This window comes from Methylophilus sp. DMC14 (genome assembly GCF_056314085.1).
Window position 1 is genome coordinate 1 of sequence record NZ_JBQUZA010000004.1, and the last position, 20,749, is coordinate 20,749.

Annotated in this window: 20 protein-coding genes, 1 tRNA gene, 1 other RNA gene and 1 pseudogene; 13 read left to right on the plus strand and 10 right to left on the minus strand. The window is 48.3% G+C overall.

All coding sequences use genetic code 11. From position 1 onward, the window contains the following. From ACT53C_RS09105 to cheZ, 8 genes and pseudogenes are all read left to right on the plus strand, one after another. Positions 1 to 294, plus strand: a pseudogene (locus tag ACT53C_RS09105) (methyl-accepting chemotaxis protein); the annotation flags it as partial. A 282-nt stretch (positions 295 to 576) separates the two neighbouring features. Continuing rightward, complete coding sequence (locus ACT53C_RS09110) at positions 577 to 2,706, plus strand: methyl-accepting chemotaxis protein (RefSeq protein WP_476145631.1); 2,130 nt, start codon at positions 577 to 579, stop codon at positions 2,704 to 2,706. A gap of 56 nt (positions 2,707 to 2,762) precedes the next feature. Next, a complete protein-coding gene (gene fae, locus ACT53C_RS09115) occupies positions 2,763 to 3,470 on the plus strand; it encodes a formaldehyde-activating enzyme (protein WP_194746681.1) in 708 nt (235 codons plus the stop codon). A 41-nt stretch (positions 3,471 to 3,511) separates the two neighbouring features. Further along, positions 3,512 to 4,411 carry a CheR family methyltransferase gene (locus ACT53C_RS09120; protein ID WP_476145632.1) on the plus strand — a complete coding sequence of 300 codons (900 nt, stop codon included), beginning with the start codon at positions 3,512 to 3,514 and terminating at the stop codon, positions 4,409 to 4,411. Then, positions 4,408 to 5,016 (plus strand): chemoreceptor glutamine deamidase CheD, encoded by a 609-nt coding sequence (gene cheD, locus ACT53C_RS09125; protein WP_124551641.1) that lies wholly within the window; start codon positions 4,408 to 4,410, stop codon positions 5,014 to 5,016. Before ACT53C_RS09120 ends, cheD begins: the two co-directional genes overlap by 4 nt. Before the next feature lie 26 nt (positions 5,017 to 5,042). Further along, complete coding sequence (locus tag ACT53C_RS09130) at positions 5,043 to 6,113, plus strand: protein-glutamate methylesterase/protein-glutamine glutaminase (RefSeq protein ID WP_275355195.1); 1,071 nt, start codon at positions 5,043 to 5,045, stop codon at positions 6,111 to 6,113. A 112-nt stretch (positions 6,114 to 6,225) separates the two neighbouring features. Continuing rightward, positions 6,226 to 6,624 (plus strand): chemotaxis response regulator CheY, encoded by a 399-nt coding sequence (gene cheY, locus ACT53C_RS09135; protein ID WP_194746684.1) that lies wholly within the window; start codon positions 6,226 to 6,228, stop codon positions 6,622 to 6,624. 2 nt (positions 6,625 to 6,626) lie between these two features. Then, positions 6,627 to 7,307 carry a protein phosphatase CheZ gene (cheZ, locus tag ACT53C_RS09140; protein WP_194746685.1) on the plus strand — a complete coding sequence of 227 codons (681 nt, stop codon included), beginning with the start codon at positions 6,627 to 6,629 and terminating at the stop codon, positions 7,305 to 7,307. Positions 7,308 to 7,386: 79 nt separating this feature from the next. Here cheZ and ACT53C_RS09145 read toward each other — a convergent pair whose 3' ends face one another. Both ACT53C_RS09145 and exaC read right to left on the minus strand, forming a co-directional pair. Beyond that, a complete protein-coding gene (locus tag ACT53C_RS09145) occupies positions 7,387 to 7,764 on the minus strand; it encodes a DUF779 domain-containing protein (RefSeq protein WP_194746686.1) in 378 nt (125 codons plus the stop codon). Between the two features lie 101 nt (positions 7,765 to 7,865). After that, positions 7,866 to 9,386 carry an acetaldehyde dehydrogenase ExaC gene (gene exaC, locus ACT53C_RS09150; RefSeq protein WP_194746687.1) on the minus strand — a complete coding sequence of 507 codons (1,521 nt, stop codon included), beginning with the start codon at positions 9,384 to 9,386 and terminating at the stop codon, positions 7,866 to 7,868. A 322-nt stretch (positions 9,387 to 9,708) separates the two neighbouring features. Here exaC and ACT53C_RS09155 point away from each other — a divergent pair. From ACT53C_RS09155 to ACT53C_RS09165, 3 genes are all read left to right on the plus strand, one after another. Continuing rightward, a tRNA-Ser gene (locus tag ACT53C_RS09155) sits at positions 9,709 to 9,798 on the plus strand. Positions 9,799 to 10,479: 681 nt separating this feature from the next. Next, positions 10,480 to 10,599 carry a DUF4113 domain-containing protein gene (locus ACT53C_RS09160; protein WP_476145633.1) on the plus strand — a complete coding sequence of 40 codons (120 nt, stop codon included), beginning with the start codon at positions 10,480 to 10,482 and terminating at the stop codon, positions 10,597 to 10,599. 594 nt (positions 10,600 to 11,193) lie between these two features. After that, positions 11,194 to 11,550 (plus strand): hypothetical protein, encoded by a 357-nt coding sequence (locus ACT53C_RS09165; protein WP_275355188.1) that lies wholly within the window; start codon positions 11,194 to 11,196, stop codon positions 11,548 to 11,550. A gap of 1,055 nt (positions 11,551 to 12,605) precedes the next feature. Here ACT53C_RS09165 and ACT53C_RS09170 read toward each other — a convergent pair. The 6 genes from ACT53C_RS09170 to cmk form a co-directional block, all read right to left on the minus strand. After that, positions 12,606 to 12,917 carry a ComEA family DNA-binding protein gene (locus ACT53C_RS09170; RefSeq protein ID WP_194746691.1) on the minus strand — a complete coding sequence of 104 codons (312 nt, stop codon included), beginning with the start codon at positions 12,915 to 12,917 and terminating at the stop codon, positions 12,606 to 12,608. A gap of 110 nt (positions 12,918 to 13,027) precedes the next feature. Next, positions 13,028 to 13,723, minus strand: a complete 696-nt coding sequence (pyrF, locus tag ACT53C_RS09175) for an orotidine-5'-phosphate decarboxylase (RefSeq protein ID WP_379076282.1) — start codon at positions 13,721 to 13,723, stop codon at positions 13,028 to 13,030. A 51-nt stretch (positions 13,724 to 13,774) separates the two neighbouring features. Then, positions 13,775 to 15,007, minus strand: a complete 1,233-nt coding sequence (gene lapB, locus ACT53C_RS09180; RefSeq protein WP_194746693.1) for a lipopolysaccharide assembly protein LapB — start codon at positions 15,005 to 15,007, stop codon at positions 13,775 to 13,777. Between the two features lie 128 nt (positions 15,008 to 15,135). Continuing rightward, positions 15,136 to 15,423 carry an integration host factor subunit beta gene (locus ACT53C_RS09185; protein WP_018985241.1) on the minus strand — a complete coding sequence of 96 codons (288 nt, stop codon included), beginning with the start codon at positions 15,421 to 15,423 and terminating at the stop codon, positions 15,136 to 15,138. 14 nt (positions 15,424 to 15,437) lie between these two features. Further along, entirely contained in the window at positions 15,438 to 16,904 is a 1,467-nt protein-coding gene (rpsA, locus tag ACT53C_RS09190) for a 30S ribosomal protein S1 (protein WP_018985242.1), read from the minus strand. Between the two features lie 207 nt (positions 16,905 to 17,111). Continuing rightward, positions 17,112 to 17,786, minus strand: coding sequence for a (d)CMP kinase (cmk, locus tag ACT53C_RS09195; RefSeq protein ID WP_476145634.1), 675 nt, complete (start codon positions 17,784 to 17,786; stop codon positions 17,112 to 17,114). Positions 17,787 to 17,880: 94 nt separating this feature from the next. On the opposite strand from cmk, the gene ACT53C_RS09200 reads away from it, so the two are divergent. Beyond that, the gene (locus ACT53C_RS09200) at positions 17,881 to 18,108 is read left to right on the plus strand and encodes a DUF2061 domain-containing protein (protein ID WP_275355173.1); all 228 of its coding nucleotides are present in this window, start codon (positions 17,881 to 17,883) and stop codon (positions 18,106 to 18,108) included. A 6-nt stretch (positions 18,109 to 18,114) separates the two neighbouring features. On the opposite strand, the gene aroA is transcribed toward ACT53C_RS09200, so the two are convergent. Next, entirely contained in the window at positions 18,115 to 19,413 is a 1,299-nt protein-coding gene (gene aroA / locus ACT53C_RS09205; RefSeq protein ID WP_476145635.1) for a 3-phosphoshikimate 1-carboxyvinyltransferase, read from the minus strand. A gap of 12 nt (positions 19,414 to 19,425) precedes the next feature. After that, a complete protein-coding gene (locus ACT53C_RS09210; RefSeq protein ID WP_476145636.1) occupies positions 19,426 to 20,295 on the minus strand; it encodes a prephenate dehydrogenase in 870 nt (289 codons plus the stop codon). An 82-nt stretch (positions 20,296 to 20,377) separates the two neighbouring features. Between ACT53C_RS09210 and ssrA the strand changes: the two genes are divergently transcribed. Continuing rightward, positions 20,378 to 20,743: a transfer-messenger RNA gene (gene ssrA, locus ACT53C_RS09215) on the plus strand. The last annotated feature ends 6 nt before the right edge of the window (positions 20,744 to 20,749 follow it).

Consider the following 20,749-nt stretch of genomic DNA (forward strand, 5'->3'; position numbering starts at 1 on the left):
GATGAAACCACCCAGCAGAACGCTGCACTGGTTGAAGAGGCCGCTGCTGCGGCTGAATCCCTGGTCGATCAGGCCAATCAATTAGCCGATGCCATTAGTCAGTTTAAACTTGAGGGCGTGGCCGCTGGCGGGTTTTCCAGTGCGCACGCAAACACGCACCGCGCGTCTGAGAAAAAACATGCAGTCAACCTGACTGCCATGCATAGACATAAAGTCAGCCCAAGCCGTGGCGCTGGTGATCTGGGCAAGTTGCTCAAAACGGGCACGCACGATCATAGCTGGGAAAGTTTTTAAGCGCCAAATTGCTTTCTGTAGCAGCACATAGAGCTTAAATCCCCCTGTTTGCTGCTGCAAAGGCTAAATGGCTCGAATAATCCCCATGATCAAAACCACCCTGCCAGGTAAGTAATTACGACGATAAGAATTTCTTTAGGGGGGCAATTACCGCAAAAGAACCAAATTTCCCCTTTTTACATGCAATTCAAAAGTGGCTTGCATGCTGAATAATCGCTGACATAGGTCGATAAATAGACCAAATAATAAATTATCTGGATCTGGAAAAAAGGAGTGAAACGCATGTTCGCTGATCAATGGGGTGCGCTTGCGGGAAGACTTTCTCGTACTAAGCTTTCATTACAACTGACGATGATACTGGGCGTGCTGGTATGCAGTCTGTTGGCACCACTGGTTTTAAATACCGGTTCAGGTATGGGTTTCATGCTTCATGCAGGATTAACGCTGTTGGCCATATTCATGGCATGCAGTCTGACCGCTTCAGTGAAGCACGTGGTAGGTGGCGAGCCCTTGCAAACACTGCAAGCCGCACAATCTCTTGCGCAGGGTGACTTTGCTGTGCAGACAAGCGCAGCCACAGCCTCTGTGGCAGATGCAATCAATCAGTCAAAAGCCGGTTTTGCAAACTTCAAACAGCAATTGGCGCTGATAGAAGCCGAGCATGCCAAAGGCAACCTTAACGCGCAGCTGGATGTGACTGCGTTTGCAGGGGAGCTGAGCCAGTCTGCCGCAAGCGTGAACCATCTGTTAAACATGCATGTGGCCAGTATGGAAAAAGCCGGCCGCGCCGTTGAGGCGCTGGGTCGTGGTGAGCTGAATACGCAGCTTGAACGCTTGCCAGAACATTTGCATGCCTTCAATCAAGGCTTCGATGGCCTCAAATCTAACGTACAGGCATTGATTCAGGATCTGACAGCAATGGCTAAAAACCATGCCGAAGGTGAAACGGATGCGCGTTTGAATAGCGGTCAATTGCAGGGTGATTTTAAAGTGGTGGCTGACGTTGTGAATCGCATGATTCATGGCTATGTGACCGAAACCGAGCGCTTTATTGCAGTCATGGACAGTATTGGCCGGGGTGACCTGACGGCGCAACTGGAAGCCATGCCAGGCAAGAAAGCCGCCATGAACAAGAGCGTAGATCGTATCCGCGGCAACCTGAAAGGGATTGTAGACTCTGTAAACTGGGTCAATGCCGAGCACGAAAAAGGCAATATTGATATGACCCTGCGTGCAGACATGTTTAAAGGCCAGTTCTCATTATTGGCTGAAAGTATCAACAATATCGTGGCTGGACATATCGAGTTGAATCAAAAAGCCATGGCCTGCGTACAAGCGTTTGGTGATGGTAATTTTGATGCACCGCTGGAGCAGTTCCCGGGCCTCAAGGCAAAAATCAATCAAACCATAGAGCAAGTGCGCAGCAACCTGAAAGCCTTGAATGCAGACGCCCAAATGCTTGCTGAAGCCGCCAAAGAGGGTCGTGTCACCGTCCGCGCCAATGCAGACAGACACCCAGGTGATTATCGCAAGATTGTGCAAGGCATGAACAATACGCTGGACATGATTGTAGAGCCAGTGTTGACGGTGAAAACCGCAGCGGAATCTATCAATATTGCTGCCAAGGAAATTGCCCAGGGCAATGCCGACTTGAGTCGCCGTACGGAGGACCAAGCGGCCAACCTGGAAAAAACAGCTTCCAGTATGGACGAGCTCGCATCGACAGTGAAGCAGAATGCCGAAAACGCCAAGCAGGCGAATAATTTAGCTGCACAGGCCTCACAAGTTGCCGTCAAAGGTGGCGAGGTTGTCGGTGCGGTGGTGGCCACAATGAGTGATATCAATGAGAGTGCCCGCAAGATTGAAGACATTATTTCCGTGATTGACGGCATTGCCTTCCAGACCAACATTCTGGCGCTAAATGCAGCGGTAGAAGCAGCCCGGGCCGGTGAGCAAGGTCGTGGTTTTGCAGTGGTGGCGGCCGAGGTGGGTAGCCTTGCGCAACGCTCATCCGTAGCCGCACGTGAAATTAAAGAATTGATTACTGACTCCGTGAACAAAACAGCAGAAGGTAGCCGTCAGGTGCAGGAAGCTGGAAACACGATGCATGAAATCGTGGATTCCGTGAAACGGGTCAGTGTGATTATTGGTGAAATTGCATCGGCATCGAATGAGCAAAGTACCGGCATCGCCATGGTCAACGATGCGGTGATCCGCATGGATGATGTGACGCAGCAAAACACAGCTTTGGTTGAAGAGGCTGCTGCGGCTGCAGAATCCCTGATGGATCACGCAAATGAGTTGGCTAGCGCAGTAGGGGTATTTATTGTGGATGGACAGGCAAAAGCGTCCAGCCATCGCGCAGGAAATGCAGACTGGGACGATGATTATCGTCAGGTCAGCAACGGTTAGGGCAGGGTAGCGAACGCCCTTTAATAAAGTAGTACTTTTTATATCAGGAGTTAAAAATGGCAGTGATTGATCGAGTATTGATTGGCGAAGGTTTAGTCATCGAAGAGCGTCCAGAAGGTGGTTTGGATTTGAAAAATGTGGCCCACATTGACTTGATTATGGGTCCACGCGGTAGCGCTGCAGAAGACGCATTTTGTCGTACGCTCACCGACCAAAAACAAGGCGTAAACGGTTTGTTGGCGATTGCAGCGCCAAATATGATGGTAAAACCAAACACCGTAATGTTTAACAAGGTGACCATCAAAGATGGCCGTCAGGCAACACAAATGTTTGGCCCGGCACAACGTGGTGTAGCCATGGCTGTGATGGATTGCGTCGCTGATGGCACGATCCCATTGGAAGAAGCAGATGATGTGTTTATCTGTGTTGGTGTATTCATCGACAGTAAAGCTGACATGGATGACCGTATCCAGGACTGGAACTACCGTGCAACAAAAATGGCGATTAAAGCCGCCGTTGCGCGTGAGCCTAAAGCTGCTGACGTTGTGAAGCAGTACAAGGAAGCGCTGCATCCATTTGCTGCACAAACTCCGGAAGCACAAAACCGTCGTGCTGAAGACAAAGCTGCTGCCTTAGCAATTTCTCAAATGCAAGAGCGCAGCAAGCATGCAAAAAACAGCTATGAAACCCAAGTTAAAGATGATCAGCAAGTTGATTTGGCCATTTCACAAATGAGAGAGCGTATCAACACGACACGCGCTTAATTCTGGCAGTGTATGCCCGCGGATTTGCATAGGATAACGAAGTGAGTGCATTAAAAAAACAAGAGCAAGAAGATCGCGAGTTTTTGTTTACGCGCGATGATTTCGTCAGAATTAAAAGTCTGATTTATCGCCATGCAGGCATTTCATTATCCGATGCAAAGACCGATATGGTCTACAGCCGAATCGGAAGGCGTTTGCGCGCGCTGGACATGAATAGTTTCAAACACTATCTGGACACGCTCGAGCAGCAGAACAATGCGGATGAGTGGCAGGCATTTACCAATGCGCTAACCACTAATTTGACCTCGTTTTTTCGGGAAGAACATCATTTTCCGATTTTGGCCGAACATCTGGTGAAGCTGTCAGCCAACCGGCGAGGAAAACCGCTACGTATCTGGTGTTCTGCGGCATCGACAGGCGAAGAGCCTTATTCGATTGCGATCACCGCTTGCGAAGCGTTTAATAGCTTGAAACCGCCTGTAGAAATTGTTGCCACAGACATTGATACCAATGTGCTGGCGACGGCGAGTGCAGGCGTGTACCCGCTAGACCGGGTCAAGAAAATGGATGACGGTCGTGTACGCAAATTTTTTGAACGTGGCACAGGCAAGCATGACGGCCTGGTCCGTGTCAAAAAAGCCGCCCGTGACCTGATTCATTTTCACCAATTGAATTTACTGGATGCACAATGGCCATTTCATGATGTCTTTGATGTGATTTTTTGCCGCAATGTCATGATCTATTTTGACAAGCCGACACAAGGCAAAATCATTGAAAAATTTGTCAACCTCATGCATGAAGACAGTTTGTTATTGGCAGGCCATTCAGAAAACTTTTTGTATGTGTCCGACCACCTGCAACTGTTGGGAAAAACCGTCTATAAATTAAAAACCAGTGGCGCGGCACGTTCCAGCCTCTTTACGCATCGGAAATCGCTATGAGTGTCATGCAAGAAGAAATTTCTAACACCCTGTATTTTGACAGAACATTTAATTGCAATGCTGCCAAAATTTCACCAGGGGAGTATTACTACACAGACAAGGACATGTTGATTGTCACCGTGCTTGGGTCCTGTGTTTCTGCCTGTATCCGTGACAGCCGTACCGGCATTGGTGGCATGAACCATTTCATGTTGCCCGAGGGGGGCAGTGCAGACAAGGACAGCCCGATTTCTGAGTCGATGCGCTATGGCACTTATGCCATGGAAGTCTTGATCAACCAGCTGTTGCGTAACGGCGCCAAGCGCGAAAACCTCGAAGCTAAAATTTTTGGGGGCGGCAACGTCTTGCGCAGCTTTACCACCAATAACGTGGGTGATCGCAATGCTGCGTTTGTCAAAAAGTATCTGAAAGAAGAAGGGATTAAAGTCACCGGCGAAGATTTGCTGGATATTTATCCCCGCAAGGTTTATTTCTTTCCCAAAACCGGTAAAGTACTGGTTAAAAAGCTGAAACAATTGAACAACTACACCTTGGTCAAGCGCGAGCAAGCTTACTCCAGCAAGCTGCAAACCAACGATGTGGGTGGAGATATCGATTTGTTCTAATAATAATTAAAACAAGGGGTTATGCCATGAAAACAAAAGTGCTGGTGATTGACGACTCGGCATTGATACGCAGTTTGTTGAGCGAAATCATTAACGACACCAAGGATCTGGAAGTGGTTGGAACCGCACCGGATCCGCTGGTCGCGCGCGAGATGATCAAACAGTTGAATCCGGATGTACTCACGCTGGATGTAGAAATGCCACGCATGGACGGTCTGGATTTTTTAGAAAAACTCATGCGTTTGCGTCCGATGCCCGTGCTTATGGTATCCACGCTGACAGAAAAAGGCTCTGAAATCACTTTGCGTGCACTGGAGCTGGGTGCCACCGACTTTGTCACCAAACCCAAAATGGGCATTACCCAGGGCATGCAGCAGTATGCCGCCGAGATTACTGACAAGATCCGTGTTGCTGCCAGGGCAAAAATCAGCACCTTGCAAAGTATTGCCAAAGCGTCTAATACGCAGATGCAACAAAGTCCCATCCGCAATCCGCTCATCAGTAGTGAAAAACTGCTGATTATTGGCGCCTCTACTGGCGGCACCGAAGCGATCAAGTCCTTCTTAATGCAGATGCCTTCTGATTGCCCCGGCATTTTAATTACCCAACATATGCCTGCAGGCTTCACCAAGTCCTTTGCTAGTCGTCTGGACAGTCTGTGCAAAATTGCCGTCAAGGAAGCCGAAGATGGTGAGCGTGTATTGCCTGGCCATGCCTATATCGCGCCAGGGGATCAGCATTTACTGCTCGCCAGAAGTGGCGCCAACTATGTCACCCGTTTATCTGACGCCGAGCCGGTGAATAGACATAAGCCATCAGTCGATGTATTGTTTGATTCAGCGGCTACAAACGCCGGTAAAAACGCCGTCGGGATCATTTTAACGGGCATGGGCAAAGATGGCGCCGCGGGCATGTTGCGCATGAAGAATGCCGGCTCTTTCAATTTTGCCCAAAACGAAGAAAGCTGTGTGGTGTATGGTATGCCACGCGAAGCGGTTGCGCATGGTGGTGTTCACGAAGTCGGGCATTTAAAAGACTTACCGCGTCTGGTGCTACAACATCTTGCAACTAACAGTGAACGCGCCATTCGCGTATAGTACTGTGAGGAATAAACCGGTAAATCCCAGCTTTATCCTGATTAGCATTGACCATGGTTCGTTCCATAATACAGGCTACGGGATTAGTAATTAAATGATAGCGGAGTAACAAATGGGCAACCCAAATACTAAATTTCTGGTAGTGGATGATTTTTCTACGATGCGTAGAATTGTGCGCAACCTGCTCAAAGAACTTGGTTATAACAATGTTGAAGAAGCAGAAGATGGTGCAGATGCCCTCAACAAGTTGCGCAATGGTGACTTTGAATTCGTGGTTTCAGACTGGAATATGCCCAACATGGACGGTTTGACCATGTTGCAGAATATCCGTGCAGACAGCAAATTATCCAAATTGCCTGTATTGATGGTTACTGCCGAGGCAAAAAAAGAAAACATTATTGCTGCGGCCCAGGCCAAAGCGAGTGGCTATGTGGTGAAGCCTTTCACTGCGGCCACACTTGAAGAGAAGTTATCCAAAATCTTTGAAAAATTGGAAAAAGGCGAGGTGTAACCATGACCGAAGCGATCAATCCGAATCAGGATCATGCGGCGATGGATCTTGCCTCTAACCTGATTTCCACGATGAGTCCCAATCAGCAAGAGGAAATGATCAGCCGGATTGGACACATGACCCGCTCCTTGCACGATAATCTGAGTGCACTGGGCTATGACAAGGTGCTGGAACAAGTCGCGCAGGAAATTCCTGATGCCAGAGACCGTTTAAGTTATGTGGCAAAAATGACTGAACAGGCGGCTGAGCGTGTGCTGAACGCCACTGATCTGGCCACGCCTTTACAGTCAGAGTTATCTGATCGGGCTGCGGTGTTGAAGCAACGCTGGGAAGAAGTCATGCAGCGCGCTTCGCTCAAATCGGAATACGATGCTGTTGTCCATGAAACACTGGAATATATGTCACTGGTCAGTCAACACACATCGACGACCAAATCGTTGCTGATGGATATCATGATGGCGCAGGACTTTCAGGATCTGACCGGCCAGGTGATCAAAAAAGTGACCTCACTGGCACAAGACCTGGAGAGACAATTGGTGCAAGTGTTGGTAGATTTTTCTCCTGCGGCCAAAAAAGACGAGGACTCCTTGATGAATGGTCCACAAATTGATCCACATAACACAGTGGATGTGGTCGCCAATCAGGAACAGGTGGATGATCTGCTGGAAAGCCTGGGCTTTTAATTCACAGCGTTTATCCAGTGTCGTCCTGGCAAAGGCATCTTAGGATGCCTTTTTTATTGATCAGGCAGACTTCTACGTATTAAAGCCCGACGCGCTCTTCAGGTTTTAGCGCAGCGAGTTCCTCATCCGAATATAAGCGGCCTCGCGTGATAAAGGCCATGCCACTGCCACAATCGAGTGAAAATGAGCCACTCGAGCCCGGCATCGCATCGAGGATGGTGTGCGTACTGTGCATAAAGCTGAAATGACTGTCACTCATGTAAAAAATAGCACCACCTGGCAAGGTTCCCAGTTTGACATCCATCGGACTGGCGATGTATTCGGCGGCTGGTAGGCACATCGGGCCACTGCCTTCACAACATCCGCCTGATTGAAAAAATACAATTGGGCCATGCTGGGCGGTTAATTGCTCAATGAGCGCGATGGCCGCTGGCGTTGCAGAAACACGTTCAGTCATGCTCTTCCCCTGTTTATAGTGTGATAGATAGATAAAAAAAGGAGCGAAAAATTCGCTCCTTTAGATCAAACAAATGTCTGTTTTAGCATTCCCGCCAAGATTTAGAAGAATCCCAGTTTTTTCGGGCTGTAGCTGACCAGCAGGTTTTTGGTTTGCTGGTAGTGGTCCAGCATCATTTTATGCGTTTCACGGCCAATGCCGGACTCTTTGTAGCCACCGAATGCGGCATGCGCAGGATAAGCGTGGTAGCAGTTAGTCCAAACGCGGCCAGCCTTGATGCCACGGCCCATACGGTAAGCGCGGCTGCCGTCACGCGACCAGACGCCTGAACCCAGGCCGAAAATGGTGTCGTTGGCAATGCTCAGTGCTTCAGCTTCATCTTTAAAGGTGGTCACTGCCAGCACAGGTCCAAAAATTTCTTCCTGGAAGATGCGCATTTTATTATGACCTTTGAACAAGGTCGGCTTGATGTAATAGCCTTCAGCCAGATCACCGCTCAGTACATTACGCTCACCTCCGCACAATAACTGCGCACCTTCCTGACGACCAATATCCATGTAGGAGAGGATTTTGTTCACTTGGTCTTGGGATGCCTGCGCACCAATCATGGTGTTGGGGTCAAGTGGGTTACCTTGTTTGATGGCGGCAACACGTGGCAATACACGCTCCATAAACTTGTCGTAAATGGATTCCTGAATTAACGCACGGGAAGGGCAGGTACAGACTTCACCCTGGTTAAATGCAAACAGCACCAAGCCTTCTACAGCTTTATCCAGGAAATCATCATCGGCAGACATGATATCTTCAAAGAAGATGTTAGGCGATTTGCCACCCAGTTCGAGGGTTGCTGGAATCAGGTTGCTGGCTGCAGCCTGGGCAATATAACGGCCGGTGGCTGTCGAACCAGTAAAGGCGATTTTCGCAATACGCTTGCTGGTAGAGAGTGGGGCACCTACCTCACGGCCAAAGCCGTTGACGATGTTGATGACGCCAGGTGGAATCAAATCAGCAATCACTTCCATCAGGATCAGCAGGCTAATCGGCGTGAACTCTGCAGGCTTCATTACCACCACGTTACCCGCGGCCACAGCTGGCGCCAGTTTCCAGGCGGCCATCAGAATAGGGAAGTTCCACGGAATAATCTGGCCGACCACGCCTAGTGGTTCGTGAAAGTGGTAGGCAACGGTATGTTCATCCAGTTCACTAATGCTGCCTTCTTGCGCACGCAACGCCCCGGCAAAATAGCGGAAATGGTCTGCTGCCAATGGAATATCGGCATTCATGGTTTCGCGGATAGGCTTACCGTTATCGACGGTTTCCGCAGTCGCGATCAACTCAAGGTTTTGCTCGATGCGATCAGCAATTTTCAGCAACAAGTTGGAGCGATCAACGACAGAAGTCTTGCCCCATTTATCGGCTGCTGCATGCGCTGCATCCAATGCCAATTCAACATCCTCGGCGCTAGAACGTGCAGCTTGAGTGTAGGGCTTGCCAGTAATAGGCGAGATGACATCAAAATATTCACCTTTGACCGGTGCAACCCATTTTCCACCGATAAAGTTATCATACTTGGCTTTATAGGGCACTTTAACGCCCATCGCCTTGAGAAGATCCAAACTCATAGTAACTCCTGTGTTTTTTCTATTAATATCGTAGCAGAACTGCTCTCCAAACCGCCTACATCAAATCGCAACTAGATATCGCGATAAACATACGTTAACACCTTATTTTATAAGGCTTAGCCGTGTGTTTGTGTGCTAAACATTAAACCTTAAAAATAACAAAAGCAAGCTTTTTAGCCAACTTTATACTGTTTTATAAGATAGCAGACCTGACATCTTGCTAGCCCTAAACAGGCCATATGCAGTGTGAAAGTCGCCAGTGATTACACCATAAAATGATTTGGCGTCTTTAACTTTTATGGGTATAATCCCGCCTTCTTTCGGAGAGATGGATGAGCGGTTTAAGTCACCACCCTGGAAAGGTGGCATAGGGGCAACTCTATCGAGGGTTCGAATCCCTCTCTCTCCGCCAGCAGTAAAATAAGGCCTGTTTTCTGTTACTAATTAATAAGTTACGGATAACAGGTTTTTTATTTTTACCTTGCGCTTTTACCTTACGTTTGCCTGATGTTCCTAGCTCGTTGATATTCATTTTCAACGTATATAAGGAATAAACAATGTAACGCTTAGCATCAACCCTCAACACATTGACAACACCTTTTGCTCATCGTATTGCCTTTGAGGCTGTAGACTCGTCCGGCTTAATCGAGACATGGAGAGAGGGCGGGGCGCTTGGAGTTAAACTTAAGGTAATCCTGAATTAAGTAAGATAGATATAGATATGAATACCCTTGTGATTTAATCAACTATTCAGAAAATAGGTAGCGAGAGAGTTACTTAAAGAGGGTATCCATAACTGTCCACAGGAATACATGCGTATAGCCAGTGTTGTGATGGTCTTTATTCAGAATAGCCCCTTTGATGAAGCTGAGTATTATGGGGCCAGTCACTCGTTAGCCTTCCCAGCACCTACAGACAAACAGTCCAGATAAATAGGGTTGCCCTTTGGATTCTCAAGAAACTCTTTAAGCCAGGCATCTATTATCAGATGTGCGGTGTGATGCTAACTGAGTTAGTGCCAGCCGCTGGGCGACAGGCTGATATGTTTGGGTTTGGTAAAGGGCGGGCTAGGGCGGACGCTTTAATGACTCTCATGGACTCCATTAATAGCAAGTATTCCCGAGGGACTATTAAGCTGGCCTCTGAGGGTGTCCGTGGCTTTAAGAGTCCTAACTTTTCTAGCTGGGAGGAGTTGCCTGAGGTGAGGGCTTAGGGTTTGGTTTTTGAGAAGTTTTTAATTGCGAGTCGTCTGTAAGCAAAAGCGTACTTATCGCATCCATTTGCATACCAGTTTGGTGGAAGGCAAGATGGTAAGGGACTATTCGGATGTTCACATACAAACTCCGAGGTGTTCTCTTTGTAGTACGATGTACTTTCTCCAATTTCCAATGCGTAGTCTAAGATTGCATAACCGCCGCATGTGAGTCTCTTGTAGCGGTCAAATTTAAAATCTTCCTGTTTTGTGGGTATAGCGATTTCTTTAACGGCTTTATTTGCACAGGAGGAAAGCAAAACCAGACAAATACTAATCATCAACTTTGACATATTACTTATCTCTCCCCGTTTTATAATTCAACATCTCTACGCTTAACCGTGATGTAGTGGTCTTCAGTACACTCGATAATCAAGGTCAATAGCAACTCCACAATTAAATATAACCGCTATATCTATGACCGTAAACGCAGGCAGAACACTAGTGTTAATGTGTTGCTTAATCTTTAGTAGCCATGCTCAAGCGGCTGGAATACTGAAATGCTACGACCCATCAACCTCCTCCAATCAAATTACACAATGTCTTCGGAATGCAATGACAGAAAGGCCAGACGGGCAAGCCATAGCAGCAATGCCGGATAAGGAGTTTGCAGACGAAGCAATCAAAGATATTATCCGCAATCAATATCCTGCCAACTTAGAGCTTTATAAATTCACAAAGCTGGCATATAACGAGCATGAAGAGCACCGTGAGCTTTGTGGTGTATTGATAAAGAATGATGGTTCAGAATCAATTCGCTTTATAAAAGCCTTCAACATGAGAACTATAAGCTTTATAAGCATAATTATTGACTTAAACAAGCCCAAGAATAAGATTGAAAGATCAGAGGCGAAGTGGTTCAAACGATGGTGGAGTAAAACTTGTGGAAACGCCCAACCTTTGACTGGGTAAGATTGTAAGTATAGCGTCTGAAAACTATTAGTTGAATGTGTCAATTAATTGTCCAAGGAATCATAAACTGACTGAATGAGGGCCGCTGCCTGACATCCAGTCAAGGTGTACTCCAAGTGGACAGACAAAAGCTTATTCAACATCTTGAGGCACACCGAAACCACTTTTCGGAATAAACGGTAATGGTGCTAAGTGTTCTGGCTCTTGGATGTTGTACGAAGCAATCGTCTCTTTGCCGAATTGACAATAAGCCCAAGTATCAGGATATTTCTTTGCTTTAGCTATTTCACCGCTTTCACACTTTGATTTACATACGAAGCGTGTAACCGCACTTGGATAATAAACAAGCTCTCCATCAATGTTAGAGTCTTTTGGATACCCGCCACTAATTACACTACACTGAGGTAACCCAAGCTCAGCTAAGTATTCCTGCTGATAAAAGTACCCCGAACGTTCTTATGTAAGCTTTTGATAGCATGAGCGCCAAGCATCAATATTGCAGACTTCTTGCCGATGCATCAGCCAGTTGTGTTGGGACTGTATGAGCAAGTCTCTTTCTTTGAATGCTCCCTGTCTGTCATATCTAGAAACAATCATCTCAAATCGTTCATCTAGATGAATACAAAATGATTCATTACAGGCCTTAAGCCCATTATGGATGGACTTATAGTCGCCCTTGAACGTTGTTGTACATGAGGCAAAGGTTAGCAAGATAGAAGTATGTATTAAGAGGGACAGAGTTTTACTCATATTAAGAAAGCGGTTAGGGTTAGTAGAACGTCAGGTCAATTGCACATAAAACCAATGAGACTCAGCTTGCTCTCAGGTGCGACATGTTTGAGGATTTTAAGAATGAGCAGTCGAAGGACGTATATTAAGAGAACTAAAGCTATGCATGGGATACCTGCTAAAAGTAGTGTATAGAATGCTCATACGGTTGTATATATTTCCAATAGTTACGGCAGTCGCTTATGTATCTGTTGAAGCCTTTACTCCTCTCTCTCCGCCAAATAAAAAAAGCACCCAATAGGGTGCTTTTTGTTTAATGTAGATCGTTATTTCTTTTTCTCTGCTACTTTTTCGGTTTTATTAGCCTCAGCCGCAGTTGCTTTCTTGGCGCCGACGCTTACATCTTTCTTCAGGTTTGCCAAGGTTGCCTGGCCTATGCCTGGCACTTGATCCAGCTCTTCCACTGACTTAAAGCCACCACTCTTTTTTCGATATTCAATGATGGCTTGCGCCTTGGCCGGACCGATACCATTCAGGCTTTCAAGTTCAGCCTGGCTGGCCGTATTGATATCAACCACCGCATAAGCGGCTGGCAATAAAAGGAAATACATCAGGTAACCCATAAGCGTTTTCATCATATGACCTCCAGAATCGTTAAGTATAAAAAAACAGGCATTGCGCCTGTTTTTAATTCTACTGAGCCCGTTCATGATCGGACGGTTAATGCCCTTAAATTAATTTAAAAATGTTAAATATTTTTAATAATTGTATTTAATGCAACAATTGGGTCATCTGCTTGTGTAATTGGCCTGCCTATCACCAAGTAGCTGGCGCCTAATGCGATGGCATCTGCAGGCGTCACAATTCTGGTTTGATCGTCCTTTGCCGAGTCCTTGGGGCGAATGCCCGGGGTGACCAGACAAAAGTCAGGCCCCAATGCTTTTCTGAGCATGCTGGCCTCTTGTGCTGAACAAACTACACCATCTAAGCCAGATTGTTGTGTCAGTGTGGCCAATGCGAGCACCTGTTCAGGCAGGGTGCGCTGGATCCCCAAACTATGCAACGTTGGCGTGTCCATACTGGTTAATACCGTGACAGCGATTAGCAGCGGCGCTTGATCACCAAAGGCCTTATCCAAGCCTTCACGTGCAGCCTGCATCATGGGTTGCCCACCACTGGCGTGAACATTGACCATCCATACGCCTAAATTTGCGGCGGCCTGACAGGCTTTTGCCACAGTATTCGGGATATCGTGAAATTTGAGATCGAGGAACACATCGTATTGCCGCGCAACCAGTTGTTCGACAAGCTGAGGCCCGGCGGCGGTAAACAGTTCCTTACCCACCTTGAGTTTACACAGGCTTGGGTCCAGCCGATCTACTAGCGCGATTGCCGATTTGGCATCTGCATAATCCAGGGCAACAACAATTTTACTGTCGGTCATAAAGGAATTGTCTTAGGAATGAAACGGGTTGGGGAAGGGCGCCAAACGGTTTTATTTTCGTTTAAGTAACTTGATATCTCGAATGGTCGCTTCAGTGGGTTCGGGCGGCAGCGACTCCCAGGCATTACAGGCTGGGCATTGCCAATGATATTGTTTGGCCCGGAAACCACATTGGTCGCAATAATAGGCGGCACGGTCGCCGATGGCATTGCGAACGGTTTGCTGCATCAACTGTAAATCATGTTGTTCATCCTGGAGCATGGCGCGCGCTTGGAGCAATTGATCCAGCGATTTGAGGCTGGGTTTGCGGATCAACTCATTGCGGGCGAGTTTTGCCGCTTTATCCGCACCTTCAGCCTGCAGGGTGGCCTCATACAACACCGACATAATGCTACTGAGTTGATACAACTCCAGATAGTAATGGAGTTGGCTCAGGCCTTCCTTTAAGCCTCTGGACAGTTTGAGGTCGCCTTCGCTTTCCTCTTCACCATACAGCGCAGCATAGCTTTTAAGCATTTTTTGCGCGACCAGGCCCAGATGTTCTGGATGCTGCATTTCTATGCGTTTCCAGAGGGCAATTGCATCGGAATGGTGGCCTTGATGTGCAGCGATATCGCCCAATAAGACGTTTGCGCGTACACAGTTCTTATTGGCGTCCAGCGCTTGTTCGAGTTGGACTTTTGCAGAGGACCAATCCTGCTTGATCATGGCATTTGCAGCCAATTCACAATAATACTGAGCGACCTCTTTGCGGTAAGACACGCCTGACGAACGCTCTAATTCGGTGGCAATGCCAATGGCGAGTGACCATTCGCGTTCCTTGACATAAATCTCAAGCAGGTGACGTAAGGCCGCTTGTTCATAGCGAGTATGGCGCAGTGTTTGAAAAATTTCTTCGGCACGATCATACAGGCCTGCCTTGAAGTAATCCTGCGCCAATTCTACTTTGATTGATGTCGATTGCTGCTCGGTGAGTTCGTAGTTTTCGAGCAGGTTTAAGTGCAAGTGAATCGCGCGGTCTGTCTCACCTGTGCGGCGAAACAGGCTCCCCAGTACAAAGTGCAGTTCCAGCGAGTCTTTATTCATATAAAGCGCTTCACTGAACGCATCTACCGCTTTGTGGTACTGGTCAGCAATGAGCAGATTCAGACCTTTAAAATAGGTGGCTGGCAATGAGGTGGATTCAGCAATCAGTTGCTTGATATCCACGCGGGCTGCAATCCAGCCCAATGTAAAAAACAGAGGCAGAATCAATAACCACCAATACTCGAATTCAACCAGCATAAAAGCTCTCTTGTTTGATCACATGACATTTTACCCAAGCGCTCCTCAATGCGCCATCAATAGCGGTCTGAGCGGCCAAAAAAAAACGGTATCCGAAGATACCGTTTTTTACTGCTGAATCACAAAAATTAAGATTCGATCGCGTCTACGCGGTCACGCAACTCTTTACCAGCCTTAAAGTGCGGCACGTATTTCGCTGGCACCTGTACTTTGGTACCAGTTTTCGGGTTACGTCCCAAACGAGGCGGGCGGTAGTTCAAGCTAAAGCTGCCAAAACCGCGTATTTCGATACGCTCACCTGTTGCCAGGTTTTCCGTCATTGCATCAAGGATGGTCTTGACGGATAACTCTGCGTCTTTCAGCACAAGTTGCGGAAAGCGCTGGGCAAGCAGGTCTATTAGTTCAGATCTTGTCATGATCTAAAGCCTTCTTATTTTTTGCTATCCAGTTTGGCTTTCAGCAAAGCACCCAGGTTAGTTGTCCCGGCAGAAGCTTCATCAATCATGACATCATCCGCTTTTGCTTTTTTGGCTTTTGGTTTACCACCTTTGTCTTCGCCAATTGGTGCGCTGTTGCCGCTTGGATCTTCAGTCAACTGTTTAACGCCCAGAGAGATACGCTCTTTCTCAACATCAATGCCCAAGATAACAGCTTGCAGCTCATCACCTTTCTTGAAGTTGCGGATCGCTTCTTCGCCAGACTGAGTCCAGGACAGGTCAGACAAGTGTACCAAGCCATCAATACCGCCTGGCAAGCCAATGAACACACCAAAGTCAGTGATAGACTTGATCTGGCCTGAAACTTTGTCGCCTTTAGCGTGGGTTGCAGCGAAATCATCCCATGGGTTTGGTTTGCACTGTTTCATGCCCAGTGACAGACGACGACGGTCTTCGTCGATTTCCAGAATCATCACTTCAACTTCGTCGCCCAGTTGAGCGATTTTGCCCGGGTGGATGTTCTTGTTGGTCCAGTCCATTTCAGACACGTGTACCAAACCTTCAATGCCTGGTTCTACTTCAACGAACGCACCGTAGTCAGTCAGGTTAGACACTTTACCGAACAGGCGTGTACCGACTGGGTAACGGCGGCTCAATGCCACCCATGGGTCGTCGCCCAATTGTTTGATCCCCAGAGAAACACGGTTTTTCTCTTGATCGAATTTCAGGATCTTGGCTTCAACTTCTTCACCAACGGTCAGCACTTCAGATGGGTGCTTCACACGGCGCCATGCCAAATCAGTGATGTGCAACAGGCCATCGATACCACCCAGATCCACGAACGCGCCGTAGTCAGTGATGTTTTTAACGATACCCTTGATCACAGCACCTTCAGTCAGGCTACCCAACAATGCTTCACGGTCAGCACCCAAGGTGTCTTCCATCACAGCACGGCGGGAAACCACGATATTGTTACGCTTGCGATCCAGCTTGATGACTTTGAAGTCCCACTCTTTGTTTTCGTAAGGAGTGGTGTCTTTAACTGGACGAATGTCTACCAGTGAGCCTGGCAAGAAAGCCATGATGCCGCTGACAGAAACGCGCAGACCGCCTTTAACACGGCTGCTGACAAAACCTTTAACTACACGGCCTTCGTTCATGGCTTCTTCCAGATCCAGCCATGCTTGCATTTTCTTCGCTTTTTCGCGAGAAAGTTGTGTAGAACCAAAACCATCTTCCAGTTTTTCGATCGCTACTTTAACGAAGTCGCCAACGGCAACTTCCAGTTCGCCTTGTGCGTTTTTGAATTCACTGGCGTTAATTACGCTCTCGGATTTCAAGCCGGCGTTCACGATAACGAAATCATTGTCTACAGAAACTACTTCGGCGGTGATTACTTCACCAGCGCGCATTTCCTGGCGGGCCAGGCTTTCTTCGAAGAGGGCTGCAAAAGATTCCATGGAAGAGGATGTATTAGAAATAGAAGCCATTAAAAAATTGTCCAATTTTTACTCGCATGAAGACAGGCATCTTGCAGCGAGCCATTGCAAGGCAAAAGCGCCAACAATGGAAAAGGTTTAAAAAATATTGCCCAAGCGTGACTTGAGCAACCCGAATCCAAGACTATACACAAAAAAATTATTGGGTTCAATGACTTATGTGTGTTTTTATTTAGTTTGCGCCGCTTTTTTAAATGCTTCGATAATGATATTCACCGCTTGCTCAATATTGATGTCGGTGGTGTCCAGCAAAACCGCATCTGGCAATTGCTTGAGTGGCGCGACTGCGCGCTGGCTATCGCGTAAATCGCGCTGCTGCAAATCAGCTAGAATCAAAGCGTAATCTGCGTGATCGCCGCGTTGAATTAACTGATCGTAGCGTCTTTTTGCGCGCGTTTCGACCGCGGCTGTCAAAAATATTTTCAATCCGGCATCCGGGAAAATGACAGAGCCAATATCGCGGCCATCACCAACCAGCCCAGGGGCTTGCCTGAAATTGCGTTGCGTTTGCAACAGCGCGGTACGTACGGCAGGGTGGACAGCGACTTCAGAGGCCCCTTTGCCCATCTGTTCTGTACGAATATGGTGGCTGACTTGTTCGCCGTTTAAATAAGCTTGGCCATGCTCAAACTTGATCTGCATCTGTGTCGCGATATCAGCCAGTGCATCAGCATTTGACCAGGCCACGGCTTGTTGAGCAGCTGCATAAGCCAATAGACGATAAATCGCACCCGAGTCCAGGTAATGAAATCCAAAATGGGTAGCCACGCGTTCAGCGACGCTGCCCTTGCCAGAAGCAGAAGGGCCGTCAATGGCAATGACTGGAGGGAGAGGGTTATTCATAATAAATTTTACTTATCAATCAGTTAAAAACAATGAATTGGATTTTGACTTTTGGCTTTTATATTATGGCTGCATCGTTAATAAGGAGCACACCATGATTAAAACCATGTCTTTTGCCATGCTGCATTTTAGCGTCGCGTTCACCATTGCCTATCTTTTCACAGGCAGCCTGCTGGTGGGTGGGCTGATGGCGCTGGTTGAACCGGCCTGCAACACCGTGGTGTTTTATTTTCACGAGCGTGCCTGGCAACAGCATCAGCATTCTCACGACGTGGCGCCTGCCGCAGAGCCTGACGAGCATGAGTGGGCGTATGCGGCTTGAGAATGGCTAGCGAACAATGCTGGCGAATACCTTAAAGTACTCTGGAAAGGTTTTACCCACACATTTGGGGTCATTAATGGTAATGGGCACGCCGGCCAGGCTGAGCAATGAAAAGCACATGGCCATGCGGTGGTCATCATAGGTATCAATTACTGCGTTAGGGGTCAGTTGCAAGGGGGCGGTGACCTGAATGTAGTCCGGGCCTTCGACCACTGTGGCCCCGACTTTGCGCAGCTCTGTTGCCATGGCTGCAATGCGGTCGGTCTCTTTTACGCGCCAGCTGGCGATATTGCGTAGGGTGGTTGTACGGTCCTGATCCGAATCGCCATGCACAAACATCGCCATCACGGCTAAAGTCATGGCCGCATCGGGGATGTGATTACAATCAAGGTCAATCGCCTTCAATGTGCCTGTGTTTTCAGCACGCACGTGGTTGTCGCCATAGCTGATCCGTCCGCCCATGAGGTTGGCCGCTTCAGCAAAGCGGATGTCGCCTTGTATGCTTTGCGCGCCGACGCCGTTGACGGTGACGTCCCCCGCAACAATACCCGCACCAATAAAATAAGAGGCACTTGACGCGTCACCCTCTACATATATCTCTCCTGGCGCGTGATAACGCGCACCAGCAGCAATGTAAAAGTGCTGCCAGCCATCCCGTTGCACGGTCACACCAAAGCGTTGCATCAGGTTGAGCGTGATTTCGATATAAGGCTTGGAGATCAGTTCGCCTACCACTTCAATACTGGCCGGCTGGCCTGTTAGCGGCAAGGCCATCAACAAGGCTGTCAAAAACTGGCTTGAGACATCACCTCGTATTTTGATCGCTTGACTGACATCCAGCTGCGCTGGCGAAATTTGCAGGGGAGGGTAGCCCGCATTCCCCAGGTAGCTGACTTGCGCGCCCACCTGTTGCAAGGCATCCACCAAATCGCCAATCGGGCGCTCATGCATGCGCGCAATCCCATGCAGATGGTAGTCACCGCCTGAGAATGCCAGTGCGGCAGTCAAGGGCCTAAAGGCCGTCCCCGCATTGCCCAGAAACAAATCCGCTTGCTTATTGGGAAAGTTGCCGCCACAGCCCGTGACTTGCCAGGCATTTTCAGAGATATTTTCCAGCTTGACGCCTAACGCTGATAAGGCCTCCAGCATTCTGGCGGTATCGTCTGAGGCGAGCAAGTCGCGAATGACAGTGACACCGTCAGCAAGTGCTGCGAGCAATAGCGTACGGTTTGAGATACTTTTTGAGCCAGGCAAGGTAATTGCGCCTTGGGCTTGGTGGGCAGCGGGTAAATGCAGTTGTTCCATAGCGATTGGTAATTATTGAATTTTTGACTTGGCCCAGTCATTACGTGCACGGCTGGCATGTTCAAACAAATCGTGCAAAGCACGACTGTCATCAGCCTCCAAGAGTGCCGTCATGTCGCTGAGCGCTTGTTGATAGAGCCTAAGTTCACTTAATAAGGCGGTTTTGTTAGCCAGTGCAATATCCCGCCACATCTCAGGATGACTGCCTGCAATGCGCGTAAAGTCGCGGAAACCGCTGGCGGCAAATTTGAACAACAATTCCGCATTGCTACGCTTGGCCAGATCCTCCACCAGTGCGAAGGCAAGCAGGTGCGGCAAATGGCTGACGGCTGCAAATACGCTGTCATGTTCTTGCGCACTCATGTGCGAAACCACTGCACCACATTGCTGCCAAAGTATGCTGACTTGATCCAGCGCTGAGTTAGAGGTCTGCGCATCAGGCGTCAGAATGACATTCTTACCGAGATACAAATCAGCCATGGCAGCGGCAGGACCACTTTTTTCCGCCCCAGCAATCGGATGACCACCCACAAATTGATTAACCTGGTCCCCAAGTTCGGCCCTCGCGTACGCCATCACGTCCGACTTGGTGCTGCCGGCATCTGTGATAATGGTCGACTCGTCCAAATAGGGGCGGATGGCCTTTAAAATCGCCGGCGTCTGCGCCACTGGAGTGGCAATGATAACCAGATCCGCCGCGTGCAGTGCAGAAGCAATATCCGTTTCCGCACTGTCAATCAAACCCAAATCCAGTGCTTCCTGCAAGCTTTGTTGAGCGCGGCCCACACCAACAATGTGAGGAGCCTCCGGGTGTTTTTTTAGGGCCAGCGCGATGGAGCCCCCTATTAAACCTACCCCAAAAATCACAATTTTCTTGAACATTTATAAATTGTACCATGTCGAAGCAATGCGCCTTTAAGTTTGGCTCACCACCGTTTAAGGCGTATAATCCAAAGTCTGTATTGGGGCTGACCCGGTTTCGACGTGGGTTGCAAAGCAGTGCAGGGCATACCGAGGATTCAGGTTCCCTCGTAAATCCATCTGAAAAAGTATAGTCGCAAACGACGAAACTTACGCTTTAGCCGCTTAATCCCGGCTGAACGCTGCACCGAAGAGCCTCTCGGTCGGGCCGGGTAACCGGCAGCAGCGTCATTTAGAGAGGATCGTGCTTTACCGGGTTGCTTGGTAAGGCATTAAATCCAAGGCAACTCGCTTGTCATCTGCTTGCTCGTTGGTGGGTGCCTGGTTAAATATAAACAACACAGCTAAGTATGTAGAACTGTCTGTGGAGGGCTTGCGGACGGGGGTTCAATTCCCCCCAGCTCCACCATTTGAA